Annotated in this window: 25 protein-coding genes; 17 read left to right on the top strand and 8 right to left on the bottom strand. The window is 61.9% G+C overall.

Translation table 11 applies throughout. The features are described from left to right. Window positions 1-60: 60 nt before the first annotated feature. Complete coding sequence (holA, locus tag CYA_RS07135; RefSeq protein WP_011430355.1) at window positions 61-1,038, bottom strand: DNA polymerase III subunit delta; 978 nt, start codon at window positions 1,036-1,038, stop codon at window positions 61-63. 640 nt (window positions 1,039-1,678) lie between these two features. On the opposite strand from holA, the gene CYA_RS07125 reads away from it, so the two are divergent. From CYA_RS07125 to ispD, 4 genes are all read left to right on the top strand, one after another. Further along, window positions 1,679-3,094 (top strand): IctB family putative bicarbonate transporter, encoded by a 1,416-nt coding sequence (locus CYA_RS07125; protein ID WP_011430353.1) that lies wholly within the window; start codon window positions 1,679-1,681, stop codon window positions 3,092-3,094. A gap of 151 nt (window positions 3,095-3,245) precedes the next feature. After that, the gene (locus CYA_RS07120) at window positions 3,246-3,584 is read left to right on the top strand and encodes a P-II family nitrogen regulator (RefSeq protein WP_011430352.1); all 339 of its coding nucleotides are present in this window, start codon (window positions 3,246-3,248) and stop codon (window positions 3,582-3,584) included. Window positions 3,585-3,735: 151 nt separating this feature from the next. Beyond that, the gene (locus tag CYA_RS07115) at window positions 3,736-5,142 is read left to right on the top strand and encodes an ammonium transporter (RefSeq protein ID WP_011430351.1); all 1,407 of its coding nucleotides are present in this window, start codon (window positions 3,736-3,738) and stop codon (window positions 5,140-5,142) included. 149 nt (window positions 5,143-5,291) lie between these two features. Then, the gene (ispD, locus tag CYA_RS07110) at window positions 5,292-5,999 is read left to right on the top strand and encodes a 2-C-methyl-D-erythritol 4-phosphate cytidylyltransferase (RefSeq protein ID WP_011430350.1); all 708 of its coding nucleotides are present in this window, start codon (window positions 5,292-5,294) and stop codon (window positions 5,997-5,999) included. Here the strand turns inward: ispD and CYA_RS07105 are convergent. Together CYA_RS07105 and CYA_RS07100 are read right to left on the bottom strand one after the other, a co-directional pair. Continuing rightward, window positions 5,996-6,907 carry an MATE family efflux transporter gene (locus CYA_RS07105; RefSeq protein ID WP_041438348.1) on the bottom strand — a complete coding sequence of 304 codons (912 nt, stop codon included), beginning with the start codon at window positions 6,905-6,907 and terminating at the stop codon, window positions 5,996-5,998. The two genes, ispD and CYA_RS07105, sit on opposite strands and share 4 nt — an antisense overlap. Beyond that, a complete protein-coding gene (locus CYA_RS07100) occupies window positions 6,904-7,416 on the bottom strand; it encodes an MATE family efflux transporter (RefSeq protein WP_041438346.1) in 513 nt (170 codons plus the stop codon). The genes CYA_RS07105 and CYA_RS07100 overlap by 4 nt, the downstream gene beginning before the upstream one ends. 163 nt (window positions 7,417-7,579) lie before the next feature. Here CYA_RS07100 and cobM point away from each other — a divergent pair, with 163 nt between their 5' ends. The 4 genes from cobM (at window position 7,580) to CYA_RS07080 (ending at window position 10,042) form a co-directional block, all read left to right on the top strand. Beyond that, window positions 7,580-8,374 carry a precorrin-4 C(11)-methyltransferase gene (cobM, locus tag CYA_RS07095; RefSeq protein WP_041438344.1) on the top strand — a complete coding sequence of 265 codons (795 nt, stop codon included), beginning with the start codon at window positions 7,580-7,582 and terminating at the stop codon, window positions 8,372-8,374. A gap of 365 nt (window positions 8,375-8,739) precedes the next feature. Beyond that, the gene (gene sufU, locus CYA_RS07090; protein ID WP_011430348.1) at window positions 8,740-9,228 is read left to right on the top strand and encodes a Fe-S cluster assembly sulfur transfer protein SufU; all 489 of its coding nucleotides are present in this window, start codon (window positions 8,740-8,742) and stop codon (window positions 9,226-9,228) included. Between the two features lie 333 nt (window positions 9,229-9,561). Beyond that, complete coding sequence (locus CYA_RS07085) at window positions 9,562-9,768, top strand: hypothetical protein (protein WP_099834884.1); 207 nt, start codon at window positions 9,562-9,564, stop codon at window positions 9,766-9,768. 40 nt (window positions 9,769-9,808) lie between these two features. Continuing rightward, window positions 9,809-10,042, top strand: a complete 234-nt coding sequence (locus CYA_RS07080) for a hypothetical protein (protein WP_011430346.1) — start codon at window positions 9,809-9,811, stop codon at window positions 10,040-10,042. Window positions 10,043-10,151: 109 nt separating this feature from the next. Here CYA_RS07080 and fba read toward each other — a convergent pair whose 3' ends face one another. Then, window positions 10,152-11,231 carry a class II fructose-bisphosphate aldolase gene (fba, locus tag CYA_RS07075; protein ID WP_011430345.1) on the bottom strand — a complete coding sequence of 360 codons (1,080 nt, stop codon included), beginning with the start codon at window positions 11,229-11,231 and terminating at the stop codon, window positions 10,152-10,154. 464 nt (window positions 11,232-11,695) lie between these two features. Here fba and CYA_RS07070 point away from each other — a divergent pair, with 464 nt between their 5' ends. The 4 genes from CYA_RS07070 (at window position 11,696) to CYA_RS07055 (ending at window position 18,407) form a co-directional block, all read left to right on the top strand. Beyond that, window positions 11,696-12,253 (top strand): hypothetical protein, encoded by a 558-nt coding sequence (locus CYA_RS07070; RefSeq protein WP_228375204.1) that lies wholly within the window; start codon window positions 11,696-11,698, stop codon window positions 12,251-12,253. A gap of 119 nt (window positions 12,254-12,372) precedes the next feature. Next, window positions 12,373-14,649 (top strand): fused MFS/spermidine synthase, encoded by a 2,277-nt coding sequence (locus tag CYA_RS07065; protein ID WP_011430342.1) that lies wholly within the window; start codon window positions 12,373-12,375, stop codon window positions 14,647-14,649. A 53-nt stretch (window positions 14,650-14,702) separates the two neighbouring features. After that, window positions 14,703-15,323 (top strand): NADPH-dependent FMN reductase, encoded by a 621-nt coding sequence (locus CYA_RS07060; protein ID WP_240527366.1) that lies wholly within the window; start codon window positions 14,703-14,705, stop codon window positions 15,321-15,323. Window positions 15,324-15,479: 156 nt separating this feature from the next. Then, window positions 15,480-18,407, top strand: coding sequence for a GAF domain-containing sensor histidine kinase (locus tag CYA_RS07055; protein ID WP_011430340.1), 2,928 nt, complete (start codon window positions 15,480-15,482; stop codon window positions 18,405-18,407). On the opposite strand, the gene CYA_RS07050 is transcribed toward CYA_RS07055, so the two are convergent. The 4 genes from CYA_RS07050 to CYA_RS15630 all read right to left on the bottom strand — a co-directional run bounded on the left by CYA_RS07050 (window position 18,345) and on the right by CYA_RS15630 (window position 22,689). Continuing rightward, a complete protein-coding gene (locus tag CYA_RS07050; protein WP_011430339.1) occupies window positions 18,345-19,307 on the bottom strand; it encodes an energy-coupling factor transporter transmembrane component T family protein in 963 nt (320 codons plus the stop codon). The two genes, CYA_RS07055 and CYA_RS07050, sit on opposite strands and share 63 nt — an antisense overlap. A gap of 63 nt (window positions 19,308-19,370) precedes the next feature. Then, window positions 19,371-21,392: an SH3 domain-containing protein gene (locus CYA_RS07045; RefSeq protein ID WP_228375202.1), complete on the bottom strand. Its 2,022-nt coding sequence runs from the start codon at window positions 21,390-21,392 to the stop codon at window positions 19,371-19,373. A gap of 65 nt (window positions 21,393-21,457) precedes the next feature. Next, a complete protein-coding gene (locus CYA_RS07040) occupies window positions 21,458-21,952 on the bottom strand; it encodes a DUF427 domain-containing protein (protein ID WP_011430337.1) in 495 nt (164 codons plus the stop codon). 29 nt (window positions 21,953-21,981) lie between these two features. Then, a complete protein-coding gene (locus tag CYA_RS15630; RefSeq protein WP_011430336.1) occupies window positions 21,982-22,689 on the bottom strand; it encodes a Crp/Fnr family transcriptional regulator in 708 nt (235 codons plus the stop codon). A 268-nt stretch (window positions 22,690-22,957) separates the two neighbouring features. On the opposite strand from CYA_RS15630, the gene CYA_RS07030 reads away from it, so the two are divergent. The 5 genes from CYA_RS07030 to CYA_RS07010 all read left to right on the top strand — a co-directional run bounded on the left by CYA_RS07030 (window position 22,958) and on the right by CYA_RS07010 (window position 26,312). After that, window positions 22,958-23,620, top strand: coding sequence for a sigma-70 family RNA polymerase sigma factor (locus tag CYA_RS07030; protein ID WP_011430335.1), 663 nt, complete (start codon window positions 22,958-22,960; stop codon window positions 23,618-23,620). Further along, complete coding sequence (locus tag CYA_RS07025; RefSeq protein ID WP_071813516.1) at window positions 23,617-24,183, top strand: anti-sigma factor family protein; 567 nt, start codon at window positions 23,617-23,619, stop codon at window positions 24,181-24,183. The genes CYA_RS07030 and CYA_RS07025 overlap by 4 nt, the downstream gene beginning before the upstream one ends. A 66-nt stretch (window positions 24,184-24,249) precedes the next feature. Further along, a complete protein-coding gene (locus CYA_RS07020; protein ID WP_228375200.1) occupies window positions 24,250-24,837 on the top strand; it encodes a hypothetical protein in 588 nt (195 codons plus the stop codon). Window positions 24,838-24,888: 51 nt separating this feature from the next. Continuing rightward, complete coding sequence (locus tag CYA_RS07015; protein ID WP_011430332.1) at window positions 24,889-25,203, top strand: DUF3181 family protein; 315 nt, start codon at window positions 24,889-24,891, stop codon at window positions 25,201-25,203. After that, complete coding sequence (locus tag CYA_RS07010; RefSeq protein WP_011430331.1) at window positions 25,191-26,312, top strand: S-layer homology domain-containing protein; 1,122 nt, start codon at window positions 25,191-25,193, stop codon at window positions 26,310-26,312. Before CYA_RS07015 ends, CYA_RS07010 begins: the two co-directional genes overlap by 13 nt. Window positions 26,313-26,468: the final 156 nt, after the last annotated feature.

The raw sequence follows: 26,468 nt of genomic DNA, 5'->3' as shown, positions 1-26,468 counted from the left end.
AAGGATCTGATCCCGGTGGGTAGGCTGCCCGTTGCTAGAACTGTCCCTGAACGAAAAGGCTCAGGATTTCTGGAGAATGGCCACAATCTGGATCAGAGCCTCTTGAAACACTTCTCGCTCCGGTTGACCTTGCTTGAGCTGATACTCCAGTTGTAAAAGTTGCTGCATCACCTGCAGCAGCGCCGAGCTTTTTAGGGATCCCACCTCTTTTTGGAGAAAATAAACCCGGTTGGGATTGGCAATCTCTGCTTTTTGGGCGATGACTTTGGGATCCCGTTCTCCCTCCTCCAGCAATAGCTTTACCCACAGCCAGGTGCGAAATTGCCCCACCAACACCGCCAGGATCTTCAGGGCCGGCTCGTTGTGATCCAAAAGATGGGCCAGGATGCGCAGGGCCTGATCCAAGTTGCCCTGGCGCAGGGAGGCGGCCAGTTGAAAGCTGTTGTAGGCGCTGGCGGGCACCAAAGCCTCGATTTGCTCAGGGGAGATGGGATCCCGTTGGTTGACCGTAAACAAAGCCAGCTTTTCCAGTTCCATCGCCAAGCGGCGGGAGTCGTTGCCCACGGCTTCCGCCAACTTCTGGGCTGCCTCTGGGCTGAGCTTGAGATCCCGCTGCCGGGCCTCGCTGTATACCTGCCTCAGGATACCCTCTTCATCCCAGGGGGCCAGTTGGGGAAACTCGCGGGCAAGGGCCACTTGCTTGAGGAGCTTGGTGGATTTGAGCCGTCCATCGGGCTTGTTGCGGGTGGTCAACAACAAATGGGTGGTGGGGGGTAAAGAGGCTAACGTCCGCTCCAGTTCCCTTACCCACTCTTCCGGACAATCCTGGGTGAGCGTCGTCTCTTCCAGCCAAACCAGGCGAGCGTTGGATCCCAGGGGCGGGGTCATGGCCAGGTTAAGTCCGGCCAGTGTGGACTCCGGCGGCAGGCGATCGTAGTTAAAAGCGGCCCAGTCGGGATCCAGCACTTGCTCCCGCAACTGGTGCACCGCCTGCATCAGCCGATAGGTGTCATCTCCCCAGTAAAGGTAGACAGGCATACTCCCCCAAGTCCCCTCAGCTTGGTCTCCAGCTTTTTTCCGTAGTTTCTCTAGGCGTTATTTTGCTTACGTTAATCAGCGGCAGGTTCCGGGTCTTTATCCGGGATCTTCCGGAGAAAGCCTGGCCAAGTTTCAGCTTCTTTTCTCTCTAAAAAAACGCCAGCTTTACATGATCTAGCTTGGCAAATTCTGTATTCCCACTGAAGAACTATCATCAATCTTCTCCTAAGCTGGGCTTAGAGACGGGGTTGGAGGGAGGGCTGCAAGCGTATGGACACCATTGGCGAACTGGAGTTCAAGGTGCAGGTTTTAGCCCGCTGCCTGGGATCTGCTCTGGGTTTAGGCCGGCCTATTCGTGTGCAAATTCATTATTGTAATCCCCAAGTCTTCAATGCAGGCCAGTTGGGAGCAGGGGTTTCCCCTTTCAACTCTGAAGAGGTTGGGAAATCCCAGCCCCACCCGCTAGCCTCGTTTGCCTAAAGGGCGCTTCGAGGTCGGCGAGGCAGCTAACTCTAGCAATGAGTCTGCGAGTTCTAGAAGGGGGATCCCGCTTGCCTTCCCGCCCTTGCCCCTGTTCGCTGGGGAGATAAACTCGGAAGATAGGCCTGAAGCACAAGTGCCCAGGGCGCTGGAAGGAGCCATGGAACGAGCAACGCGACTGTGGCGCGGCCTGCTGCTGCGGGATTTTCCTATCGAGTCCTGGTGGCAGGGCAGCCTTTTAAGCCGAGTGTCGGGATCCCTGCGGAGTTGGGGCAAAAGCAGCCTACTGGTGCAAACCTCTGACTGGATCGGTTTGGGCCTGGTGCTGCTGTATTGGGTCTTTTCGGCGCAAAGCTCCACCGGCATCCTAGGTCTGATTTTGCTGGCCATGGCGGCGCTTGTGGTCTTGGGCTGGCTGGTGGAAACCCCAACTTGGCTGCCCGTCCATCTGCCCCTAGGCCTGTTTTGGGGAATTGCCACCCTGGCCACGATCCTTTCGCCGGTTCCCTATGCAGCGCGGGAGGGCTGGCTGAAGTTGACGCTCTACCTGGCCGGCTATCTGCTGCTGCAGCGTCTGCTTCGCCAACTGCAGTTTCGGGATTGGATCGTCGGATCCCTGCTTTTGGTCAGCTTGGCGATGGGGGTCTATGGCCTGCGGCAATACTTTTACGGGGCTGCCGAGCTGGCCACCTGGGTGGATCCGGAGTCGGGTTTGGCGGGTCTGACGCGGGTGTACAGCTATCTGCGCAATCCAAATCTGTATGGGGGCTACTTGATCCCGGTCATTCCTCTGGGGCTGGCCGCCACTTGGATTTGGCCCAGTTGGGGGGCGAAACTCCTGGCCGGGTTTACGACGGCGGTGAACCTGATTTGCCTGTTGCTCACCTACAGTCGTGGCGCCTGGATTGGGGGGCTGGCCACGCTCACCCTGATGGCCGTGCTGTTGGCACAGTGGCATTCTGTCGATTTGCCAGCCCGCTGGCGGCGTTGGGCCTTGCCGGCCCTGTTGGGCGGAGGGGGGGCTGCTCTGTTGCTCGGGATCCTGACGGTACGCTCCCTGCGGCTGCGGGTGCAGAGCCTTTTTTGGGGGCGGCTAGACACCAGCAACAACTTTCGGATCAACGTCTGGGCGGCGGTCTTGGACATGATCCGCGACTTTCCCATCTTGGGGATCGGCCCCGGTAATGTCGCCTTTAACCGCGTCTACCCCCTTTACCAACGAGGCAACTTCAGCGCCCTCGGAGCCTATTCGGTGCCTCTGCAGCTCACCGTGGAGACTGGCTTCATCGGCTCCTTAACTTTCGCCTGGTTCCTCTTGGTGCTCTGGGATCACGGCTGGAGATGCTGGAAAACTTTGCTCAACTTGCGGGATCCCCAGGGTCTGTGGGTGGCAGCGGGCTTGGCCGCTTGCACCGGCATGATGGTCCACGGCTTGGTGGATACCATCTGGTATCGTCCACAGGTACAAATGCTGTGGTGGCTTGCGGTAGCGCTCATTACAGCCAGCTTGGCCTCTCTTAGCCCTCAGCCGCCCGTGGATGTTGGTGAGCCCCCATCGGAGGCTTCCTCCCGTTAGGGTAGCTTAAGCTTGACCTTCCAGTCTTGACGGGAGCCAACCCAGAGTGGTAAGCATCTTCAGTAGGAGATAAAAAATGTATCCGTTTTTACAATTCACAGGTGTTGGTAGTGTTAGAAATTAGCGGAACTGTTCAGGGTGCAGGAGGCACATGAAAAAAATCGAGGCCGTGATCCGGCCATTTAAGTTGGATGAGGTCAAAATTGCTTTGGTCAATGCCGGGATTGTCGGCATGACCGTAAGTGAAGTACGGGGTTTTGGCCGGCAAAAGGGACAAACCGAGCGTTACCGGGGATCCGAGTACACGGTAGAGTTCCTACAAAAGCTGAAAGTGGAGATCGTGGTCGAAGATGACCTGGTGGATACGGTGGTGGAGAAGCTGATTGCAGCGGCTCGCACCGGCGAAATTGGGGACGGCAAGATTTTCATCAGCCCCGTCGAAAAAACCATCCGCATCCGCACTGGCGAACTCAACCAAGATGCCCTGTAAGGAGGGATCTTTGGGGTTTGGGCTACCCGTCCTGAGCCTTGTGGGGGTTTGCTGCATGTCTCTTTTGCTGTATCTCTGATGAGGTGTTCTTGCCCCACTTTCCGGGTAACGTCTTTTGAGAAGTACTGTCCCTTTAGGTGAGTCCAAAAGCATGAGTACAACAATGATCCAAAAGCTCAAGAGCCAGGTGCCCCAGTGGCTCTGGCGACCGGCCAGGTGGAGTCTGACTGCTGCTCTAATGGCTGCGCTGGTCTTTCTATTCGGCCAGGGAACTGCCTTTGCTCAAGAGGCCGAGGCAGTTCAGAAACACGCTGACATTGTTTGGACGATCGTGGCAGCAGCCTTGGTGTTCTTCATGCAGGCGGGGTTCGCCATGGTGGAGACGGGCTTTACCCGCGCCAAGAACGCCGCCAACATCATGATGAAGAACTTGATGGACTTCTGCATGGGCTGTTGCGCCTTCTGGTTCATCGGGTTTGGCCTCATGTTCGGCAAAAGTACTGGCTTCTTCGGCACTGACTGGTTTGCTTTTGGCTGGCAGCAGGCTTACGAGGCAGATGGCTGGCCCTTTACTTTCTTTGTCTTCCAGATGGTGTTTGCCGCTACCGCCGCCACCATTGTTTCCGGAGCGATGGCAGAGCGCACCAAGTTCTTGGCCTACTTGATCTACTCGCTCTTTATCTCCGCCATCATCTACCCCATATCCGGGGGGTGGGCTTGGAACGGCCTGTTTGGGGACTACAACGGCGGCACAGTTGGCTGGCTGGAAAATCTGGGCTACATTGATTTCGCTGGATCGGGGGTGGTGCATTTGGTAGGCGGCGCTGCGGCCTTGGCAGGCGCCATTGTGCTCGGCCCTCGCATTGGCAAGTACGGCCCTAATGGAGAACCGCGGGCGATCCCTGGCCACAACCTGCCGCTGGGGATGTTGGGGGTGTTTATCCTCGCCTTGGGCTGGATTGGGTTCAACGCTGGCTCGACCACTGCTGCGAATGCAGACATTGGCTGGGTTGCCATGAATACGTTGCTAGCCGCGTCAGCGGGGGCCATTGGGGCGACAATCACCTGCTGGGTGCATTTTGGCAAGCCAGACATGACCTTTGGCGCCAACGGGGTGCTGGCGGGCTTGGTGGGCATCACTGCCCCTTGCAATACAGTTCATCCGCTGGGGGCCTTGATCATTGGCTCGGTGGCCGGAATCCTCGTGGTGCTCTCCGCGGTGATTTTGGATACGACGCTGAAAATTGATGACCCAGTGGGCGCGGTTTCCGTGCATGGCACCTGTGGTATCTGGGGGGTGTTGGCAGCAGGGATCCCTTGGTTTGCCCACGCCAATTCAGAGGTTACCTGGGCACAGTTCGGCGTGCAGGTGGTAGGCGCTCTCGTTCTCTTCTTCTGGCCCTTCTTCACCTGTCTAATCCTGTTTTTAATCCTCAAGGTAACTGTTGGCTTGCGCGTCAGCGCCGAGGAAGAGATTGCCGGTTTGGATGTGGGCGAGCACGGCAACATAGCCTACCCTGACTTCGTTACTGCTGCCACCGAGGTGGAGGGAGCTTGAGCTGTTGCGCTCGGTTCGACGGGAGGCTGTCGGATCTGAGCGACACAGGACTGAAAATCAAGAGAGGGGGTCAGGTCTGGCCCTCTCTTTTGTGGCTTGTTGACCTCAAGCAGTACACTGGGATCCGGTTGAATGCGCTTTTGGATCCCATGCACCTTCTGATCCCGGCGGCTGGCAGCGGCAAGCGAATGGGAGCTGCGGTCAATAAGCTGTTGCTGCCGCTCTTGGGTCAGCCAATTTTGGCTTGGACGTTGCAGGCTGCGGATCGAGCCAGCTCCATCGAGTGGATCGGCATTCTCTCCCAACCCGGCGATTGGCCGGCCATCGAGCAGATCCTGGCGGCAATGGATCTGTCCACGCCGGTGCAGCTTTTACAAGGGGGGGCGACGCGGCAGGAGTCGGTTTACAGGGGGGTTGAGTATCTCTATAACCTGGGAACAGTAGAGCGGGTGTTGATCCACGATGGGGCCCGCTGCCTGGCTACCCCTAAGTTATTCGATCGCTGTAGTGCTGCTTTGCAGCAGGTGGATGGTCTCATCGCGGGGATCCCTGTCAAGGACACGATCAAGGTCACCGAGACCGGCCCCAAGGGGATCCAAATCCAATCGACACCGGAGCGCAGCCGGCTGTGGGCAGCCCAAACGCCGCAGGGGTTTCGCCTGTCGCTGTTGTGGCAAGCCCATCGGGAGGCGCTGGCCCAGGGGTGGCAGGTAACCGATGACGCAGCCCTATTCGAGAAGCTGGGTTGGCCGGTTTACATCGTGGAAGGGGAGGAGTCTAACCTGAAGTTAACCACCCCCTGGGATCTGGTGCTGGCCGAGCAAATTCTCCAGCAGCGCCTTGAGCTGGCGCGCTAGCTCAACTCACTATGGCGATGGCCCTGACGCAGAGCCGCCTTTTGCCACACCCGACTGCGCCAGCGGCTGAGCAACAGGCCGGCCAAGCCGGCGACATAGATCAGCATGGCCAACCAGCCCCCCACAGCCCCCCATCCCAACCCCGGCAGGAAGGGGATCCAACTGTGGGAAAAGATCAGCATCTGCGCCAAAGGCAAGAAAAAGAGCCAGCTCATCCCGAGCATGATCGCCATGGGGGCCCGCACGTCTCCCGCGCCGCGCAGGGATCCCGCGGCAGAGAAGTTGATGCCATCGAAGAGAAACGAAACCGCGATGATCTGCAAAAGCCTCCCCCCCAACTCCACAATCGCCGCGGCGTTGGCATCTGTCCCGGCCACGAACAGGCCGAGCAAGGCTTCTCTAAAAAGCGCCAGCCCGCCGCCGATCACGGCCATGTAGCCGACCGTCCAGGCTATCACCGCATTCCCCAAGCGCATCGCCCAAGCCGGCTGCCCGGCGCCAACGGCCTGGCCCACCAGGACGGTTGCCGCCTGTTCCAAGCCGAGGGCCGGCAAATAGGCAAAGCGAGACAACATCAGACACAGGTGGGCCGTTGCCCCCTCCACAGCCCCCAACTGGCCCAGCAGCAACTGAAACACCGTGAAAGAGCTCATGTCCGCCAAAGCGTAGATCCCCATCGGCAGGCCCAGCCGCAGCAAGGGCCGCAGGGACTTGTGAGCCAAAAGCCAGGTTTGCCGCGTAGCGTAGTCGCGCTGGATCCAGGCCGAGAGAAACAGCAGCAGGTAAAGGGCCAGCTCCCCGTATTCCGACAGGATCGTGCCCCAGGCGGCTCCGGCAATCCCCCAGCCCAGGCCGAAAATGAACAGGGCATTGAGGATGCCGTTGAACAGCACGCTCCAGCCACTCACAGGGTGATCCAGGTGCAACCAATGCCGTTAAAAAAACCCGCCAAGGCAAAGCTGCCCAAGAGAGCGGATCCCCCCCAAACGCGAACTTGCCAATAATCTGCCGCTTGCTCCGCCACCCCCGCCGGCAGGGGCAGCCCTGAATACAGCAAGCTCCCCAACAGCGACAAGAGGCCACAAAGGGGCAATAGGCCCAACCCCAGCTCAACTCCCGACCAGGCATAGCGAGAGGCCCCCTTCGGATCTCCGCCGGCGTAGGTTTGCGCCACCAAGGTTTGCACTGCTCGCCCCAGACTCATGAAAGGGGTCAAGGCCACTTGGGTGGGCAACCAAGCGGCGTTCATCCCGGCCAAGGCTTGGCTGGAGATCTGGCCGATAAACCAGGTGTCGGTTATGCCCATCAGCGCCTGAATGCCAGCGCTGAGCGCCAAGGGCATCGCCAACCTCAGCACAACCCCATGATCCACCCCTGGGATCCCGCGGGCATCCAGCCGCTGCGCTACAACTCCCATGTCCTCCCTGCTCGCCCGTGGCACGCAAAAGCGCGCAACCCTCTGCCCAGGCAGCCTGTATTCTATTGTACTACACATAATACAGGCCAGGTCAAGGGACAGAGCCTGCAGGGGATCCCATCCTCGGGGGTAGCCCTCTGCTGCTAGGATGGGAAGAAACCCGATGAGCCAACCGACTTCGTCCTACTGGCCGGTGCACATTGTCGGCGCCGGCCCTGGGGATCCCGAGCTGATTACCCTGCGCGGCCAGAGAGTACTCTCAGAAGCAGATGTAGTATTCTATACCGGCTCTTTGGTGCCGGAGGGGCTGCTGGCCCATTGTCGCCCCGACGTGGAGGCCATCGACACGCGCTCCCTCACCTTGGAAACGCTGCTGCCCCAGATGGTGGAGCGGGTTAAGGCGGGGCGGCGGGTGGTGCGGCTGCAGGATGGGGATCCGTCTCTTTACGGCGCTCTGCACGAGTTGCTGATTCGGCTGGCGGAGGCCGGGATCCCCTTTGAGATCGTGCCGGGGGTGAGCGCCTTTCAACTGGCAGCCGCCCGTTTGCAGGTGGAGCTAACGGTGCCGGAGCTGGTGCAGACGGTCATCCTCACCCGCGCCAGCGGTCGGACGCGCGTGCCGGAAGCAGAAGCCCTGGCCAGCCTAGCGGCCTGCCGCGCCTCTTTGTGTCTGTATCTGAGCGCCCGCCATGTGGAACAGGCCCAGGCGGATCTAATGACCCACTATCCCGCCGATACCCCTGTGGCCATCTGCTACCGTCTGGGCTGGCCGGACGAGCGGATCTGGCTGGGATCCCTGGCGGAGATGGCGGCCCTCACCCGGCAAGCCGGCCTAGAGCGCACCGTGCTCTACCTCATCAGTCCCGCCCTACGGGGCTTGGCAGGAGCCGGCTCGGCCCGCTCGCGGCTCTACAGCCCTGACCACGCCCACCTCTTCCGTCCCAAACGGCACCGTTAGACTCTACTGCAACTGGCTTTTTTAGGACTTGCCTTGGAGGCCCCCGGCCTGTCGCAGCTACTTTGGGCACCTGGGCGTGTTGCCCTGCTGGTCAGCGAAAAAGGCCGCCAGCCCCCGCCCAAGACCTACCCTGCTGCCGGTGGAGGGAGCAGGTTCCGGCAGAACTGGGCGGGGCAGCCGTCGAAATCCACCCGCTTGATCTGGGAGATGAGGAGGCCCTGCCTTGCCCCGCCGTTGCAGCCCAGAGAACAGGGTTAAGATTAAGTTAGTTAGCTTGGGCCTAGCCAGATTGGCCGGAAGGAGCCGTAGCCCCTGGAGGGTGGGGATAGGGCTCTGGCCCAAGCAGCGACCAAGCGGGAACGACAATGCCTCTCGACAACCTGCGCGGACTTTATCAGCAAGTCATCCTGGAACGCTACAGAAAGCCCCGCAACTTCGGCAGGGTCGATCCGGTTCATCGTCGCCAACGCGGCCATAACCCCTCCTGTGGCGACACCATCGACCTCACCTTGCAATTGGATCCCGGCCAGGAGCGGATTGCCGATATCAAATTTGAGGGAGAGGGCTGCGCCATTGCCCTGGCTTCTGCCGATCTTATGGCCGATGCCGTGCGCGGGCGCACCATCCCCGAAGCGCTGCAGTTGGTCGAGCGCTTCCAGGCCATGATGCGCGGCGGCGAAGAGTTTCCGCGGGAGTACCGCTCCCTCAATGCCATGAAGGGAGTTGCCCAGTTCCCGGTACGCATCAAGTGCGCCAACCTGGCCTGGCATGCCCTCAAACACGCCCTGGAATCGCCCGCACCCAGTGGATCCCCGGACAACCCAGGTTTTGTGAGCAACGAAGACGCCGACTAGGTTCCGACCTCCGGGCGGCAATGGAGGGGATCCCTGTAATCCAGAGAACTCCTGGGATCAGGGATGCCCGGGCTGCCTCTTTGCTCGGCTGGGAGCCAATGACCTCACCAGCAAGCCCTTCAACGCCGCCACCCTGGCCGCCGCAACCGCGGCTCTGCTGAGCTGGGATCCCTGAACTCACCCCACAGCTCCGTGGGATCCCCGCCGCTATCCGCCAAATGGCGTAGAAAAATCCTAGAAATCGCGTACGTGGATTCTCGGTGTTTTCCGTTTTTTTACGGATATTTGGGCTATGATGGGGACGTAAACGTTGGAAATGCGGAGGAAATACAGATGCAAGCTGGTGTAGATCTAACGCTAGATTACCGTACTTACCGCTTGGCGGCGTTGCTGAGCGAGCACTTTCCCATGGGGGAGCTACTGGGGGTTTCCCTCAAGTGGCAGGACGATGCTTCTGCTGTAGACAAGCTGCAGACTGAGGTCGCCCGTTCCTGGAGGGAGCAGATCGAGCAGCGCTATCTCGTTCCTCGGCACAAGTAATCGGGAACTCTCGAACGAACCCTCTCAAACGGAAACGACCATGAATGCCTCTTTGAATTCTCTCCCTGTTGCTCCGGCCCTTAGTATCGAAGCAATCGTGGAGCAAGTTTTCCGCAGCGGCTTTCTCAGTTTGCAGCAAGAAAACCTCATCAACGAGCTGCTCTTTCAGCGGCGCTACTCTGAGGCCGACTTGGAAATGCTGGATCGCCTGACTTTGGCGTTGCTGAACCAGCAAGTCGAAGCGGACAAACCTTCTGTAGCAAAAGCTGCCTGACCGGCAAAACGCATCAAGTTCCTCCAAAGCAAAAGGGGATCCACAAAGGATCCCCTCACCTGTCGATATTGAGTTAGAACCTTTGGGCTGCAGCGGCTGGGTGTGAGGGCTAGACCGCAACCGTCTTCTTCACCTGAGCCGCCAAAGCGCCAGAAGCATACTTGGCCGCCATCTCGTCCAGGGTAACCACCGGGACTTTGGTGCCGTGGCCGGCACAGCCGAAGGCGATGTAGCGCTCGGCGCACACTTTTTGCATTTCCTTGATAGAAGGCTTGAGGAAAGAGCGGGGATCAAAGTCCTTCGGATTCTCGGCCAGGGCGCGGCGCACCGCAGCCGTGATGGCCAGACGGTTGTCGGTGTCGATGTTAACTTTGCGCACTCCGTTTTTGATGCCCCGCTGAATTTCTTCCAGCGGCACACCGTAGGTTTCGGGAATGGAGCCGCCGTACTGGTTGATGATGTCGATGAGCTCCTTGGGCACCGACGAGGAACCGTGCATCACCAGGTGGGTGTTGGGCAGGCGGCGGTGGATCTCGGCGATGCGCTCCATGTCGAGAATGTCGCCCGTGGGCTTGCGGGAGAACTTGTAGGCGCCGTGGCTGGTGCCGATGGCCACAGCCAGCGCATCCACTTGGGTTTGCTCCACAAAGTCCACGGCTTGATCCGGATCGGTGAGCAGTTGGTCGTGGCTGAGGGCCCCTTCAGCGCCGTGGCCATCTTCTGCTTCCCCGCGGCCTGTCTCCAGGGATCCCAGGCAGCCCAGTTCTCCTTCCACGCTCACGCCGACAGCGTGGGCCACCTTCACCACCTCGGCAGTAACGGCCACGTTGTACTCATAGCTGGCCGGCGTTTTGGCGTCTTCTTTGAGGGAGCCATCCATCATGACGCTGGTGAAGCCGTTGCGGATGGCGGAGTAGCAGGTGGCGGGGCTGTTGCCGTGGTCTTGGTGCATGGCGACGGGAATGTGGGGATAGGTTTCCACTGCCGCCAGGATCAGGTGGCGCAAAAAGTGCTCGCCCGCATACTTGCGCGCCCCTCGAGAGGCTTGCAGGATGACTGGACTGTTGGTTTCATGGGCAGCTTGCATGATTGCTTGAATCTGCTCCATGTTGTTAACGTTGAAAGCCGGAATGCCGTAGTCATGTTCGGCGGCATGATCCAGCAGGATCCGCATGGGAACGAGAGCCATCGGTTACCTCCTGAGGTGCTGACCTGATGCGTGTGAGATTTGCTTACCGTTAATCTTAAGGTATCTTTTACGTTTTGCGGGATGTGACCCCGGAGATTTGGGGATTTCGCCAAAGCCTCCTTGCCACTATTGGCCGCAATGCTCGCGCTGAGGCGCAACGATCCCGCTGCGCTCTCCAGATACACTAGACATGGGTAGAGCGGGGTGCGCTCCGAGGTAAACGTCGCCTTGTCTACGCCCGCCTGTTAACTTCTAGCTTTTTGTGGACATTATTTTCGCCTTTCGTTTTGCATTTTGTCTTGTTTGTCCGGAGGATTGAGAAGGTGCATTGTAATCCGTGGCCAATCCTGGGCGCGAGCTGGGGAAGGACTTTGTCGGGCCGGGGTAGAAGACTGCGTCCCGACGACGCGAAAGGACTCCGTCCCGCTGACGCAATCGGTTTGGCCATAGCCTGCTGGGCAGTGGTGGGCCTTCCATCGGCGGCATGGGGGATCCCTGGGCAATCGCCGGATCAAGCGGCGGCCTGGGTGAGAAATAATCCTGTGCTGCGGCCCCGCCCGGGCGAAACCTTGAACATTCACCGCGTGGAGCCGGATGGATCCCGATTTACCTTTTTGGCCTCGGTGGCCCCGCCGGGCCGGATCATCAACCCGCTGGATCGGGAGACGATTCGCTCGGAGCGCATGACCTTCTTTCGCCCGCAAGGGCTGACGGCAGAGGATCTTTTCCAAGCCATTCGCGAGATCTACGGGCCGGAGATCGCCGCCGATTTGGATCGGGCGGTGGAGGTGATCCGCTACCCGGCCCCTGAAGCCTTGGCCAACAATCCCGGCTACAGTCTTGCCCTGGCCACCCAAGGCGTGGTGCTGCGGGGGGATCAGTTTGTCTATTGGCTGGAGCTAACACAAAACCCGGATGGCCGCGTGCAGCAGGGCCAGGTGTGGGTGTTCCAAGAAGAATGGCTACCCAAGGTGGAAGGGGAGTTGGCCGAACGCTTTCCCCTACAGGTGATGAGCCGCTGAGCTGGGTTTGCAACTTCCCTTGGGCGGGCGGAGGTTCGCGGCTGCTGGGATCCGCCCCTGAATCCAGCACCGGCATCCAAGCTTCTTAGAACTGACAGCCAGGGGTTGGGGGCACGGCTGTGGTTTTGCTGGTTGGCCTCACGTTGTTCGGCAGCGCCTTTTGCCTTTTTTGGGGGCAGTTGTTGGTGGGCAAATTGCTGCTGCCGCTCTGGGGGGGATCCCCCCTGGTTTGGAATACCTGCCTGGTCTTTTTCCAGCTCGCTTTGCTGCTGGGCTACCTGTGGGCAGACCGGCTGGGGCGAGGGCTCGCTCCCGGCTGGGGCGTGCTGCTGCACGGGATCCTCCTGCTGGCGGGGCTGAAGTTTTTGCCCTTTCAGTTTGGGATCCCTGGCCAACTGGAAGGGGTCTTCCCTTCCCTAGCTCTGTTGGCTGACTTGACAGCAAGGGCGGGAGTACCCTTGCTTCTCCTGTCGGGGACGACGCCGTTGCTGCAGCGGGCGCTGGGAGAGGCGAAAAGGGATCCCTACGGGCTCTACGTGGCCAGCAATGCCGGCAGCCTAGCGGGGCTGCTGGGCTATCCGCTGCTCTTGGAGCCGCGGTTGTCTCTGTCGGGGCAAACCCACCTGTGGACGGGATCCTACGCTCTGGTCGCAGCGCTGGTGCTGCTGGGTGGGGTGGGGCTCATGCTGAACGGGCGGGAGGTGACTTTCCCGAGGGGAGATCCCGTGGAGGAGATCCCCCCCGTCTCCTGGCGGGAGCGTTGGCGCTGGGCCGGCTGGGCCTTTTTGCCGGCGGGCCTGTTGGTGGCGGCCACCACCCTCTTGACCACCGACGTGGCGGCGGTGCCCCTGCTGTGGGCCGTTCCCCTGAGCCTTTACCTCATGACCTTCATACTGGCCTTCGGCGGCCTCTACCCCAATGACTTGGCTTTAGGGACAACGGCTCTGCTGGCCTGTGGAGCGCTAGGGGCCCAGGTTCTGGGCTGGGCGAGACCTTGGTTTTGGGTGTTGCCGCTACATCTGGGGGCTTTTGGCCTGGTGAGCTGGGCCTGTCACAGTCAGTTGGCCAGATCCCGTCCACCCGCCCAGCAGTTGACGCAGTTTTACCTGTGGCTGGCTGTGGGAGGCAGCTTGGGAGGGCTGTTCTCCGCTTTGCTGGCGCCGCAGATGTTTGAGACCTTACTGGAGTACCCCCTGCTCTTGGGGGTGTCGCTGGCGGCCTTAGCGGCACGGGGAGGGCGGCTGGGCCTGTCGCTAGGGCTGGGGTTGCTCTTGCCTTTGTTGCTGTTGGGCTTTCGTCCTCAGGCGCTCTTTCGCCTTGGAGCCGCTGGGGGCTTGGCTCTGGGGATGGCCCTTCTGGGGTCTGTAGGAGAAGGCAGCAGAAGGCGCTGGGTGGGAACAGGGATGGGTCTAGTGTTGCTGCTAGGACAAACCTGGCTGCCGCCGGGGCTCCAGGTGGTGGCCGAGGAGCGCAGCGCCTTTGGCCTCCACCGGATTGTGGAATACCACGCTGAGGACGGATCCTTCCGCAGCCTGCTCCACGGCACCACCCTGCACGGCAGCCAAAACCTGGATCCCCAAAAGGCCCTGGAGCCGCTCACCTATTTTTCCCGCGAGGGGCCGGTGGGTCAGGTGTTCCAGCGGTGGCGGGCGCAGCCGCCCTCTTCTCCGGCCCAGGTGGCGGTGCTGGGGCTGGGGATCGGCACCTTGGCCGCCTACGCCGAGCCAGGGGATGAGTGGACGTTTTTCGAGTTGGATCCCACCGTGGCCGACTGGGCGGGCCGCTACTTCCCCTATCTCGATTGGGCCAGCCGGCGGGCGCAGGTGCGGGTAATCCTGGGCGATGCCCGCCTCCGCCTGCAAGGGATCCCCGATGGCAGCTACGACCTGATGGTGATAGATGCCTTCAGCTCCGACGCCGTGCCGGTGCATCTGCTTACCCAGGAGGCCCTGACCCTCTACCTCCGCAAGCTCAAGCCCCAGGGCTGGCTGCTCTTTAACATCACCAACCGCCACCTGGACTTGGCGCCAGTGCTGGCCGCCTTGGCAAGAGCATTGCGGCTTCCCGCCTGGCAGCAAGCCCATGAAGAGCTCACCGCCGCCCAGCGCCGGGCAGGGCTAGCCCCTTCCCACTGGGTGCTGATGGCCAAAAGCCCTGGTGGCCGGCAAGACTGGGATCCCTGGCAGCCCCTTTTGCCCCAAGCTGGGGATCCCCTCTGGCGAGATGATTTTTCCAACCTGCTACATGTAATCCGCTGGCCCCAGCTTCCCCTGCTGGGAGATATCCAGATCCCAGCTCCGAAGCAGAATCCGGCTGTTATCGCTGCGCGACGCTTCGGCAATGCGTCAGCCTTATTCAGCAAGACGGCTAAAGAAATCTTTACAATGCAGATTTAGTATGAGTTATGATTGTTTGAAGCATAACTAATGTCTGCTCAGGAGCCTGGCTTATGTCTCCTTCAACCCTGCAAGCCCCTACTGTCGATTGGCAAGCCGTCATGGCTGAAGCCTCTGGAGCTTGTTTCGTGGCCATCGGCGGCAGCTTGCGGCCCAATTCTTTGACTTATCAGGCGCTAGAGGTGGTGCGGCGCGAGTTTGAGAGGTTGAGGCTTCTCTTGCACATCCTCGACCTGCGGCAAATGAAGTTGCCCTTTGCCGATGGTTCGGAATCCTACCCGGACTATCCCGACGTGGAGGTTTTGCGGGCAACAATGAAGCGGGCCGATGGGATCATCCTGGCTAGCCCTGAGTACCACGGCGGCATCAGCGGCAGCCTGAAGAATGCTCTCGATCTCTTGAGCTTTGAACACTTAGAGGGCAAGGTCTTCGGGCTGATCAGCGTTTTGGGCGGTGAGAGCAACAGCAATACCCTCAACCAGATGCGTTTAATTGTGCGGTGGGTGCATGGCTGGGCGATCCCGGAGCAGATTGCCATTGGTCGGGCTTGGAGCGCCTTCGATGAGCAGGGCAACCTCAAGGACGAAAACCTACGCCAGCGCTTGCAACGCTTTGTGCAGAGCTTGGTCACCAACACCTCCAAACTGCGCGGGTCCCGGCTCCCAGCTCCTTGAAAAGGGCCTAGGTTCCCCAGCAGCCCCATTTTCAAGAGGGGCTTCCCCTTTCCTGGGAGAGGGGCTGACGCCCAAGTAACGGCATGGCTAAGGTGGGCCAAGAGAAAGCTGCGGCCGCTTTCCCTCTGCAGAAACCTGCATAACCCACGTCGGGCCATGGTTCAACCTCCTTCCCCCTATTCTTCCAGTGGAGCTGGGGCCATCTCTCCCCTAGTTGCCCTACAGGCAACCTTGCAACAGATGCGGGAGCAGAGCGATGCCAATGCCCTCATTCAGCTCACGCTGGAGTATGTCAAGGCGGTGTTTGGGGCGCCGCTGATCTGGCTGGCCTTTTATGACTATCAAAATCACCAGTTGCTGGGTCAGGGAGGGTTTAGCCTTGTGGAGGAGCCAACTCTCTTGCGAGGGGTGCATCCCCTGCAGCCGGGGGAGATCTTGGAGCAGGTGGTGATCGAGCAGCGGCCCATCAGCGTGCCCGATCTTTCCCAGGAGCCGCGCATGGGCCTTTGGCAGCGGGAAGCCAGGCGCCTGGGCGGGATCCAAGGCTGCTTCATCTACCCCTTTTCAGCAGCAGGGCGGCGGCGCTGCCTGGGGATCCTGATGCTGGGATCCCAGATGTGGGGGGTTACCACCCGCGAGGAAGAGAAAGCGCTCCTGGGGATTTTGCTGGGCCAGTTGGCCGCCTCTTTGCAGGAGCTGGAAAATGCCTGGAGGCAGCAGAGCGAAAAACGCCTTGAGGATTCGCTCCTGAGGCTGGGAACGGCGATATGCCAGGCGGGATCCCTGCAGGAACGGGTCAGCCTGGTGAGGCAGGAGCTGCAGACTTGCCTGGGCGCCGTCCATATCCAGGTGTACTGGCACGAGCGCAGCCGGGGGCGGTTTGTTCCCCATGGAAGCGCCTCTAGACCCAGCCAGCCACCTACTCCTGCCCCCATGTCCAAAGAGGCCAAAGCAGGAGCAGCGTCGCCAGGAGATGGCGGCCTTTCGCTGCGGGAGTTGGGAGATATGTACTACACCCTCGCCGATGGCCAGGTGGTGGTAGGCGGCACAGGGACGACCCGCTCCGAGATCCCCCTCAAGCTGATGCAGCAGTTGCGGGCCCAGGCGGCCTTGGCCGCCCCCATCTTGCTGGAGAAAGATCTGCTGGGGTTCATTTGGGTGCAATCGGATGTGCCCCGCACCTGGCAAGCTGTGGAGCGCCAGTTGGTGGCCGCCGCCGCCAATGGGCTGGCCTTAGCCGCCCCCCTGGAAAATCTGGATCGCCGCATCCGCCAGTTGGCCGACGAGCAAGAGTTTGTGCAGCAGGTGGGCCGTTCGCTTTACAACCCGGCGGAGCTGCCGCAGGCTCTCCAGCAAGCCGTCGTCGGCCTGGGCCAGCGTCTGCAAGCCAGTGCGGTGGCCGTCCTGACAGTGGATCCCGATAGGCCGAACCCCCGCCTCTTCTCCGAGTACCGCAGCGAGGGCAAGCAGGCTCTGCCGCCGCAGTTCAGCTCCTTAAGCGAGCAAGACTGGCAGGATCTGCTGCGCAGCGAGGTGGTGGCGGCGGAAAACTACAACCAGGATCTGCGCCTGCTCTCCTGGCGGCAAGAACTGGCCCCTTTGGGGGTGCGCTCCCTCATGCTGACTCATACCGGCGCCAGCGGCACTGCCACCCCCGAAGGGCTGATCCTAGTGCTCCACCCGCGGCCAAGGGCTTGGAGCCGAGAAGAACGGCAACTGCTGCGCGGGACTGCCCAACAAGTGGGATTGCTCCTGCGGCAACTTCGGTCTCAGCAACGGCAGGAACGGCAAGAGCACTTGCTCAGCGGCCTGATCGCCACTTGTCTGACTTTGCAAAACCTGGCCACCCCTGAGGCTCTCTACGCCACCATCGCCCAACAGGCGGCCCAACTCCTCCAGATCCCTTTGGCGCTGGTGGTCAGTTGGCAGCCGGGGGAGAGCCGGGCCTGCTTGCAGCCGCCCTTTGCCGCTGCCCCCGAGTTCTGCCCCAGCGGCCCCACTGAGATCAATCGGCAGGATCCCTTGCTGGCCGCTGCGCTGCAGGCGAGGGGTCCCCTCCTGCTTGCCCAAGACCAGATCCCGGCTGCCAGCCGCGCCTGGTTAAACTCGGTGGGCCTGGGATCCTGGCTGCTGGTGCCCTTGGGGGAGACGGATCCCTCGCTGCCGGAGCCCCTGGGGGTTTTGATCCTGGGAGCAGAGGCGGACAGAGTCTGGGAGGCAGAGGAGCAGGCGGCTGTGACGTTGATGGCCCAAACCTGTGGCTGGACGCTGCGGCGCTTGCTTTGGGTGCAAACTTTGCAGGAGCGGCAGGAGGTGCTCAGCGAGTTGAATTGGTACAAGCACCGCCGCCTGCTGGATCTGCAAAATGCCCTGCTGGACGGCCTGCGCCGCCTTGGCCAAGTGCCGGGCATCCGGGGAGATGAGGCCACCCGCTGGCAAAAGGTGGTGGAAATCGGCAGGGAGCTGCGGGATCTGGCCGTCTTCGCCGAGCCGCTGTTGCAGACGGAAACGTGGCAGGTGCAGCCGCAGTTGCTGTCGGTGCCCCTAGCAACCTTGGTGCGCAAAAGCCTGCGCCGAGTGGAGGGCCTGACCCAAAAACGCAAGCTGTGGCCGCGCGCCCACGGCGACCTCAGCCTCGTCGTCCAGGGCGATGTCGGGCGATTGGAGATGATCCTCTGGGAAGTGCTGCTGGCCGCTGCCTTGCGCAGCCCGGAGGGGGGGCGGCTGGATCTGTGGAGCCAAGCCACAGAGGGCTATGCAGAGCTGCTGGTGGTGGATCAGGGCAGCTTCGATCCCCACCTGCTGACGGCCTTGCAATGGGATCCGCAACAGGTCATCTACGCCGATCCCCTCTTCCAATCGCCGCTCTCGGCGAGCCCCGGCCTGGAACTTGGCCTGTGCCAACGGCTACTGCAGCGGATGGGAGGGCAGCTCTCCTTCTATTCCTCTGGGGATGGGCGCTCCGTTGCCCGGCTGCTCCTGCCGCTGGCTGGCAAGGAACTGCGTCCCCCGGCCGTAGCCTCAGGGGGACAAGGCCCTCAGCAGCCAAAACAGGGGCAGCAGGGCCAGCGCCCCGCGATCTAGCTGCCGCAGGTGTAGGCGGTGCCAGCGCAAGGGGTGGTCGGGGCCGGTCAGCCCACGCGCCTGCATGGCCATGGCTGTCTGCTCTGCTCGCAGGAGCAGGTTTTCAAAAAAGCGCTCCACCAGAGCCAGCAGGGTTTGGATCCCGCCCCGGAAGCTGAGGGATCCCCAGCGGACATCGCGGGTGCGCACCGCCCGCACCAGGTTTTGCACCTCCTCCATCACCAGCGGCAGAAAGCGCAGCGCCAAGGTGAGAGTGAGGATCACCTCCGCAACTGGCCATCCCCAGCGTTTTAGAGGCTGCACCAGGTGGCCGATCCCCTCTGTGATCTCTTCTGGGGCTGTGGTCAGCAAAAACAAATTGGTGGCGTAGAGCAGCGTAAAGATGAGGGTGCCCAGCCGCAAAGCCACCGACAGGGAACGGCGGGACACCTGAAAGGTTCGCTCCCCTAGGGAAACCTGCAGCAAGCGGTAGCGGTAGGGAGTCGGCCAGGCACGGGTTTGCTCCCGCCAGGCCCGCTTGGCTGCTGCGCGGGATCCCTCTTCCACCCCCCCGTCATAGCCGGGGATGAGCCCATAGCCCACCACCTGCGCGTCCTGCCGCTGCGGCTGCGGGAAAACCCCCAACCCATCGGGAGCGAAGCTGGTGATCCCAAAAGTGAGCAGGCTGAGGGCTAACACCAGCGAGAGCTGGCCCGACCAGACCCGACGCGGCAGGCGGGCTGCCACCGTCAAGAACAACAGAACCGCCACCACGGCCAGGCGCCAGCCATTGCCAGCCAAAATTGGGCTGAGCAGAAAGCTGAGCAGCCAGGCCAGCTTCACGCGCGGATCGAGGCGGTGCAGCCAGGTGCGCGGCTCTTCCAGGTAGATTCCCAGCGGGGCATTGCGCAGAATATCCACTGCAGGCAAACGGGAGACAGGTTATCCCCCAAAAGGAGAACGGAAGCTGGCAGCAGGAAAGGCTTAGAGTCGCTCCACCAGACGGGTTGAGCCGGATTGGGCAGCGACCCATCCCCCTGGGGCCCCCTCTCGCTCAACGCGCAACCAGACAGGCACCTGTCCTTCGCCAGCCTGCACCTCTACCACCCGCAGCAAAGCTTGGCGCGGGGCGGCCCCGACGATAGCCCCAGTCAGGCTGGGCTGCTGGCGAATGTTAATGCCCTCATTGGCAATCACCCGCACCTGTCGCACACCCCGCCACTCGGCCAGAGGGCCGGTCAATTCAGGCTCAGGCGTGGGTTCTGGCTGGCCCGGAGCGTCGATGGCAACCGGCGGCTGCTCCAGTTGCACCTGGGGCTGCTCCAGCGGCGGCGCTGGCGGCGTGAACAGGCTCCTCAGCATCTGCCAGATCACCAGCAGGGAGAGGATGCCCACGCCGACCACTCCGGCCAAGCCGATGCCGAGGGGAATGGCAGGGCGCTCACCCCGACCACGGCGGGATCCCAGGCGGCTGCGGCGGTAACGCTCCACCTCCTGCGATCCCCACTCGTGGGCGTGTGGGATCCCTTCCTCGAAGGGGGGCTTGGCCGGCCCCTCGCCGCGCCGGTAGGCGGGCAAATCGGACATACGCGGGGGCTCTGGAGGAGGCGCTGTCCCTCCCCGCGGAAAGGGGGCGGGCGGGCGAGGCGATTCTTGTGTTTGCTCAGTTAGGCGTGGGCCACCCACCATAGCAGGCAAATGGGGTGCGGGGTGGAAAGATGGGGGAGATAGCGTCCCCGCCGGCGAGCTCTCGCGACTGGGCATCTCGTCCAGGTAAGCCTGAACCTGGGGGTTGTCGAAGTAAGCTTGCAAGGTTGCTTGGGCAGTTTCCAGGCCGCGAAACTCTGGGAACACCTCCTCTTGAAACCACCTTTCTGTGAAGCGGCACAGACCCGGCAGATGGTCAGGGGAGCCGGCGGAGTGTTCTTCGATAAACTGCAGGGCCTCTGTTTCTTGGCTGGAGCGCAGATGGTCAAGCGCCTCCTCGGTCTGCCCCAGCAACAGGCTGCAGATGGCCTGCTCCAGATGGACATCCTGCCGCTGGGCCAGGCGGGCCAAGTAGCCGCGGGCACGCCGCACCAAGGCCGGACGTTTTTCCAGATAGCCTGCTGCCAGCAACACCTGCACGGCCAAGTAGGCGGCCACCAGCGAGGGACGCTCGGCCTCTCGCTCAAACAGCTCCTGCTGTTCTTGGAGAGTAAGGTGACGGCGCACCCGCTGGATGAAGCGCAAGAAATCTTCTGTGCTGAGGCCAGAGCCATCCTGCCCACTTCCTTCAATGCCACCCCGCTCGTCCAGCATGGCTTTCAGGAGGGCAAGCCCTTGCTGCCGCGCCAGGACAGGATCGGCAAGCGCCTCTTTGCCGATTTGGGCGGGGGCGCTAGTCTCAAGGCTGAGGAGCTGCAAAATGCGGTAGGGACGCAGCTTGCCCAGATCAAGGCGGAGCTCTGCTTGCAGCTGCGGAAAAGCCTGATACTCCTCCAGCTCCGCCAGGCCCGCCTGCAGAGAGCGCGCCGCCTCTTCGTAGGATCCCTGTTGCCAGGCTTCCCGGCCCAGCTCCAACCGGGCGATGGCCCGCGCCAAAATGGCGTCAGAACGGGCAGGGTGGCCCTGCTCCAGCATCTGTTGAGCCAAATCTAAGGCCGCTTGGTACTCTCCGACTTCGCAATACAAACACAGCACTCCTGGCAAGAGGGGCTCTTCCACCGTCAGGGTGGGATCCGCCGGTGTCAGGTGTTCGTCGTAGTTTTGTCGCGCCTCTGGGTTAAGCAACACCGAGGCTGCCTCTTGAATAAGCTGAGCGCGAGCTTCCACGGCCTGCGGCGAAAACCCCAGCAGCCAAGAGCGCTCGCCCGGCTTGGGATCGAGCCGCTCTCGGTAGGCCTGCTCGATCTGATGCTCGTCCGCCCGTGGTGACAGCATCAAAACCCGGTAGTAGTCGAGGGGCACCCGCACCGTCATGGCTTTTGTCCGCTTTCCTGCTCGCGTCAAGGCGTCTTTGGACACCTGACCCCTATCGACTTAACTGTAGTCCTTTTCCTCGGCAAAAGGGATCCCCTCTTGCCTAGAGCCTACCAGTCCCAGCTCCCCGGCTCCCCCTTGAAGGGGCCTACGACCTTGGAGGTAATCCAGCCGCCGTAGAAATCTCCCGGCTGGGGCCGGACTCGTTCTCCATCCACCCGGCACTCCTGCACGCGGCCCGCATAAAAAGCGAGGTGGTCGCGGATGGGCCAAAACTCCGGGCTGGGATCCGGATAGCTCCAGGCGGCATCCACGGCCACCTGGGATCCAACTTGCACCGTCCAGTAGCGGGCAGATCCTTTGAACTCGCAGAAGGAGGTGCGGGCGCTGGGGCGGAGATACTCCAGCCGCACATCGGCGGGGGGGATGTAGTAGGTGGGCGGGTGGCTGGTTTCCAGGATGCGGTAGCAGCGGCAGCTGTGGGCGATGAGCTCGCCATTAAAGAAAACTTCCACCCGCTCGGCGGTTGGCTCCAGGCGGGGCGGGCGCGGGTAGTCCCAGACGGATTCTTGTCCGGGCCGGGGCGGGATGGGCCGGGGGCGCATGGGCAGTCTCCAAAACAGGACGGATGCACCTAGAGCAGGCGGGTGGCCTCTACCAGTTTGGCGTACTGCACCAGCAGCAGAGACTGGTGCTCCGGCAACACCTGAATCACCCCTTGCTGTTGCAGGCGGCCCAGCACCGCCGCCGCTACCTCCCGGCTGACCTGGCTGATATCGGCCAAATCCTGGAGGGGAGGGTAAACAATGCGCACGCCCTGCTCGGTTTTCTCGCCAAAGGCCTCTGCCAGTTGTACCAGCGCATGCACCACCCGCAGCGGGGGGCTTTGTCGATCCAGATCGGCCTGCAAATTGGCCAGGCGCAGGCGACGGGAGAGGCTGCAGGCCAGCTGGTAACACAGTTGCGGCTCCCGCAACATCAGCGCTTTGAAGGTTGCCGCCGGGATCCCGGCCGCCCGCAGCGGGGTCAGGGCCAGCACATCCCGCGAGCGGGGGGCTTCGTCCAGCACCGCCATTTCCCCCACCCAAGCGCCCGGCCCGAGCAAGGCAAGGGTTTTGGTGCTGTCTTGCGCCCGCAAAGCCCGCCGCACCTTAGCCCAGCCGGCGAGGATCAGATAAACTACGCTGCCCCAGGCATCTTGCATAAAGAGGGCCTGTCCCGCCGGGATATCCCGCAGCTTGACCTGGGATCCCAACCATTGCAGAGAGGCTGCTGAGAGTTGGGCCAGCGTCGGCACCGCCTTGAGCTCGGAGAGGAGGGCAGCAGAGACATCAGAATTCATGCCGGTTGACCCTAGCGCAAGCCCACTGTAGCCCAGTCGCCGGCTCAAGGGCTATCCTGCAGAGTGTTCGCCCTAGGTCGGGTCCCCTGCCCCAAAATCCGAGAGCTTGTAGCCGCTGCGGCCTCTGGAACCTTTGCAGCTGCCTTGAGTTTGGGGAGTGGGGGCCGAGCGGGAGGAACTCAAACTGCGCCATTATCGTCTAGCTAACAGAGGTTCTGCTTGGGAGGGGATCCCTCCGTCGTTGTCCTTCGATAATCTATGGGTACCTATGGATGCTGCCCTCAGCGACATCAGTGGCCAGCGCTGGTCGGTCTGGGTGAAGGACGTGCCTGTGCGGCCCGAAAAGCTCGCTGACGTGGATCTGGTGCTGCTCTGCCAGCAGGGATCCCGGCCCCACCGCGAGGCCTTCGCTGAGCTGATACGCCGTCACCAGGCCTATGTGGACAAGGTGCTCTACCACCTGGCCCCCGACTGGCCTGACCGGCACGACCTGGCCCAGGAAGTCTGGATCCGGGCCTACCGCCACCTAAAGCGGCTGCAGGAGCCGGCGAAGTTTCGCAGTTGGTTGGGGCGGATTGCCACCAACCTGTTCTATGACGAGCTGCGCAAGCGCAAACGGCAGCAGCAGCCCCTTTCTTTGGATGCCCCGATTTCGATGCGGGACAGTGAGGTGGAATGGGAGCTGCCCAGCGAGAGCCCTAGCCCCCATGAGCACCTCACCACCTGCGAGTTTTACGAGCAATTGCACCAAGCCGTCCGCGACCTGCCTCAGGTTTTTCGCCAGACAATCCTGCTGCGGGAAATTCAGGGGATGGCCTACGAGGAAATTGCCGAGATCACAGGAGTGTCTTTGGGCACCGTTAAGTCTCGCATTGCCCGCGCCCGCGCCCGCTTACAATCCACCCTAAAACCCTACCTCGATGGTGAATGACCATGGTTCGCGGCAACCTTAACCCCGACCGCGAGGACTCCCAGCCAGAACTGCCGCTGGTGGAGGAGCGCTTTGAACAGTTGAGCGCCTACCTGGATGGGGAATTGTCGCCCCAAGAGGCGCGGCAGGTGGAAGACTGGCTGGCCAGCGATCCCCAAGCGCGGCAACTGTACAGCCAACTGGCAGCCTTGCAGGCCGGCTTGGCCAACCTCAAGGCCCCAACTTTGGATCCTGGCCAAACAGAGCTGCTGATCAGCCGCGTGTTCGAGGAGCTGGACCGCAGGCCGGCGCTCGATCTGAGCTGGCGGCGGTGCAGGGGCACCCCTTGGGGACGGGTGGCAGCGGCTGGGGTGGCCTTGGCGGGAGCCGGCTGGGCAGGCTGGCGTTGGTCGCATCCCCAGCCGTTGGTGTCGCTAGAGGAGCCGCCGGTGCGGGTGGCCATCGTGCCTGCCTCTGCCCGGGTTGCCCAGCGCTATCTGTTCGAGCCGGGGCAAAAACAAGATGCCTACTCAATTTTGTTTGAGACAACGCCGAACCTCGGCGACGAGGTGAGCTGGGAATGATTCTGAGCAGGCTTGAGAAAGATTGAGGAGTGGAGGGTGGAAAAAGCAGTTCGCGGAGCTTGCGGTTTGGCAGTTTGCCTTTGGCTAGTTAGTCTGGGATCCTTGTCGGCCCAGGCTGACCCCAGTGGCAGCCATTTCGCAGCGCCGCAGGACTCACGTCCTTATCCCCATGCCCTGGAGCCCACCAACCTGCCCTCACCCAGATCCCGTCTCACCCAACCGCTGGCCGGCTCTCAGGCTTCCACCCCCGCCCAAAACCAACCGGCCTCTCCCGAGATAGAGCTATCGCCTTTTCCCGATTTCCCCCTCCTTAAGGAGTTGGATCCGCCCCTCCCCACCTTGGCCGACCTGGGCATCCATTGGGATCGCCTGGCTCTGCTGCCCGACCTCGAGCTGGCCGAGGAAATGGATAGGGAGTTCAGCCGCCGCTTGGCCCGCCTGAACCGGCAGATTGCCAACCAACAAGAGCGCCTCTACCGCCTGTTGCAAACCTGGGACTCTGACGAGGCCGATATCCGTCAAATTCAGGCCCAACTGAGCCAGTTGCGCACAGAACGGGATCGCCTGGCGCTGGAACACCTGTTGCTGCTGCGGCAGTTGCAAGAGAACTTCGCCCTGCCTCTACCGGCCCGCTCTGCCGCCAGCTCTCCCTGAGGTGGGCCCAAGTTATGATCGGCAGAGGGCAACCACTGACGGAGCTGAGCGATGGCCCAAGTGCCCAGCAACCCAGAGATCGAGCAGTTGGCCGCTGCCATTGGCGAGGAAGTTTACATCGATGTAGCCCGCTGGCACCTCTACCTGCGGGATGCCCATCTGCACACCCTCTTGGCAGAACAACTGGCCCCCCAGGTGAGGGCAGGCAAGGTGGATGAGGACGCGGTCACGGAGATCTTGCAACGGATCCCGGTAAAAGTGGGGGGTGGGCGCAAAGAATTGCCCCTGGCGGATCTGTTGCCGATGCAAAGCCTGCTGAACTTGTTGGATGTGCTGGAGGAGTTCAGCCGCAAATGGGCTCAGTAGAGGGGGAGAAAGCATTGCAGCATCAGCTCAATCGGCTCAAGCAGTCTAGGCGGTCGCTGCCTCCAGCCGGCACCTGGCTCAGGGCCGCTGGTTTTGCCTTGCTGCTGGGGCTGTTGTCGGCCTGTCAGGGAACCGAGTGGGGAGAGCGGCTGCAAAGAGCGGTGCGACCGGTGGGCCTGCCTCCCCCTCTCTCCGCCGACCGACCGGAGACGCCCACGCCTCTGCCGGGATCCCGCTCCCCCTCTGCTCCTGCCACCCCCCCTGCTTCCTTCACGCCCCCGCCCAGCCAGGTCAGCAGCCGTTTCACGGATCTGGAGCCCGGATCCCTGGTGGCCCGTGCTGTCTCTGATCTGGATCGGCTGGGTGTCTTTGCCGATATTGTTGGCAGTGAGTTTCAGCCGCAGCGTAGCGTTCGTCGCGGCGAATTTGCCCGCTGGTTGGTGCTGGCCAACAACGTCATTCACGCCGACCAGCCCAGCCGCCAAATCCGTTTGGGATCCGCTGGCGAGCGCCCCTTGTTTTTGGATGTGCCGGAGGAGGATCCCAACTTTCGCTACATCCAGGCCCTGGGAGCTGCCGGCCTGGTGGTCGGCGATGCCAACCGCGAGTTCCGCCCCAACAGCCTGCTGTCGCGGGCAGAGCTGATCCGCATGAAGGCACCTCTGGATTTGCCGCCCGGCCAGATCAAGGGATCCCGAGCAGAGCTGGAGGAGCGTTGGGGCTTTACCGATGCGGCCCAGATCCCCGACGAGGCCGTTGCCCCCCTGGTGGCGGATCGCAGCCTGGAGAATGCCTCCACGGTGTTGCGCACCTTCGGCCCCATCCGCACGTTTAACCCCTTTGAGCCGGTCAGCCGCGGGGAAGCGGCGATTGCCCTTTCGGCCTTTGGGGAGCGAACGGCTCAGGAAGCTGCCTTGCCAACCCCAACTCCCGCAGCCGAGCCCCCCGACCCTGAGCCTTCTCCTCCTGTTGCCGAGCCAGACCAGACCCCTTCCCCTCCTCCCACCCCTGAGGGCGACCCCTCTCCCAGCGCCACTGGCAACTCTAAACCTCCAGCCGTCACCCCAGGGGCAGGGGAAATTGTGACGCCGCGCGAGCCTCAGCCCTAAATTGAGGGCGATCCCAGCGTAGAAGCGGAGAGGGCCGCAGCGCTTAACCCCCTCTCCTGCTTCGCCCCCCTGAGGCTGGATTGCAAAAGGACCAACCCCCTGGCTGCTCTTGTTGTTGGCGGCGGAAAAATGCTAACTCTCTTGCTGCTCCACAGG

Source organism: Synechococcus sp. JA-3-3Ab (assembly GCF_000013205.1).
In the GTDB taxonomy this organism is placed as follows: Bacteria; Cyanobacteriota; Cyanobacteriia; order Thermostichales; family Thermostichaceae; genus Thermostichus.
This window is presented reverse-complemented; position numbering and strand designations above follow the sequence as displayed.

Bases quoted from the DNA above. Each gene is read 5' to 3' on its own strand.
- holA (WP_011430355.1), bottom strand. From the start codon at position 1,038: ATGCCTGTCTACCTTTACTGGGGAGATGACACCTATCGGCTGATGCAG.
- CYA_RS07125 (WP_011430353.1), top strand. From the start codon at position 1,679: ATGGAACGAGCAACGCGACTGTGGCGCGGCCTGCTGCTGCGGGATTTT.
- CYA_RS07120 (WP_011430352.1), top strand. From the start codon at position 3,246: ATGAAAAAAATCGAGGCCGTGATCCGGCCATTTAAGTTGGATGAGGTC.
- CYA_RS07115 (WP_011430351.1), top strand. From the start codon at position 3,736: ATGAGTACAACAATGATCCAAAAGCTCAAGAGCCAGGTGCCCCAGTGG.
- ispD (WP_011430350.1), top strand. From the start codon at position 5,292: ATGCACCTTCTGATCCCGGCGGCTGGCAGCGGCAAGCGAATGGGAGCT.
- CYA_RS07100 (WP_041438346.1), bottom strand. From the start codon at position 7,416: ATGGGAGTTGTAGCGCAGCGGCTGGATGCCCGCGGGATCCCAGGGGTG.
- cobM (WP_041438344.1), top strand. From the start codon at position 7,580: ATGAGCCAACCGACTTCGTCCTACTGGCCGGTGCACATTGTCGGCGCC.
- sufU (WP_011430348.1), top strand. From the start codon at position 8,740: ATGCCTCTCGACAACCTGCGCGGACTTTATCAGCAAGTCATCCTGGAA.
- CYA_RS07085 (WP_099834884.1), top strand. From the start codon at position 9,562: ATGCAAGCTGGTGTAGATCTAACGCTAGATTACCGTACTTACCGCTTG.
- CYA_RS07080 (WP_011430346.1), top strand. From the start codon at position 9,809: ATGAATGCCTCTTTGAATTCTCTCCCTGTTGCTCCGGCCCTTAGTATC.
- fba (WP_011430345.1), bottom strand. From the start codon at position 11,231: ATGGCTCTCGTTCCCATGCGGATCCTGCTGGATCATGCCGCCGAACAT.
- CYA_RS07060 (WP_240527366.1), top strand. From the start codon at position 14,703: ATGTCTCCTTCAACCCTGCAAGCCCCTACTGTCGATTGGCAAGCCGTC.
- CYA_RS07055 (WP_011430340.1), top strand. From the start codon at position 15,480: ATGGTTCAACCTCCTTCCCCCTATTCTTCCAGTGGAGCTGGGGCCATC.
- CYA_RS07040 (WP_011430337.1), bottom strand. From the start codon at position 21,952: ATGCGCCCCCGGCCCATCCCGCCCCGGCCCGGACAAGAATCCGTCTGG.
- CYA_RS15630 (WP_011430336.1), bottom strand. From the start codon at position 22,689: ATGAATTCTGATGTCTCTGCTGCCCTCCTCTCCGAGCTCAAGGCGGTG.
- CYA_RS07030 (WP_011430335.1), top strand. From the start codon at position 22,958: ATGGATGCTGCCCTCAGCGACATCAGTGGCCAGCGCTGGTCGGTCTGG.
- CYA_RS07025 (WP_071813516.1), top strand. From the start codon at position 23,617: ATGACCATGGTTCGCGGCAACCTTAACCCCGACCGCGAGGACTCCCAG.
- CYA_RS07015 (WP_011430332.1), top strand. From the start codon at position 24,889: ATGGCCCAAGTGCCCAGCAACCCAGAGATCGAGCAGTTGGCCGCTGCC.
- CYA_RS07010 (WP_011430331.1), top strand. From the start codon at position 25,191: ATGGGCTCAGTAGAGGGGGAGAAAGCATTGCAGCATCAGCTCAATCGG.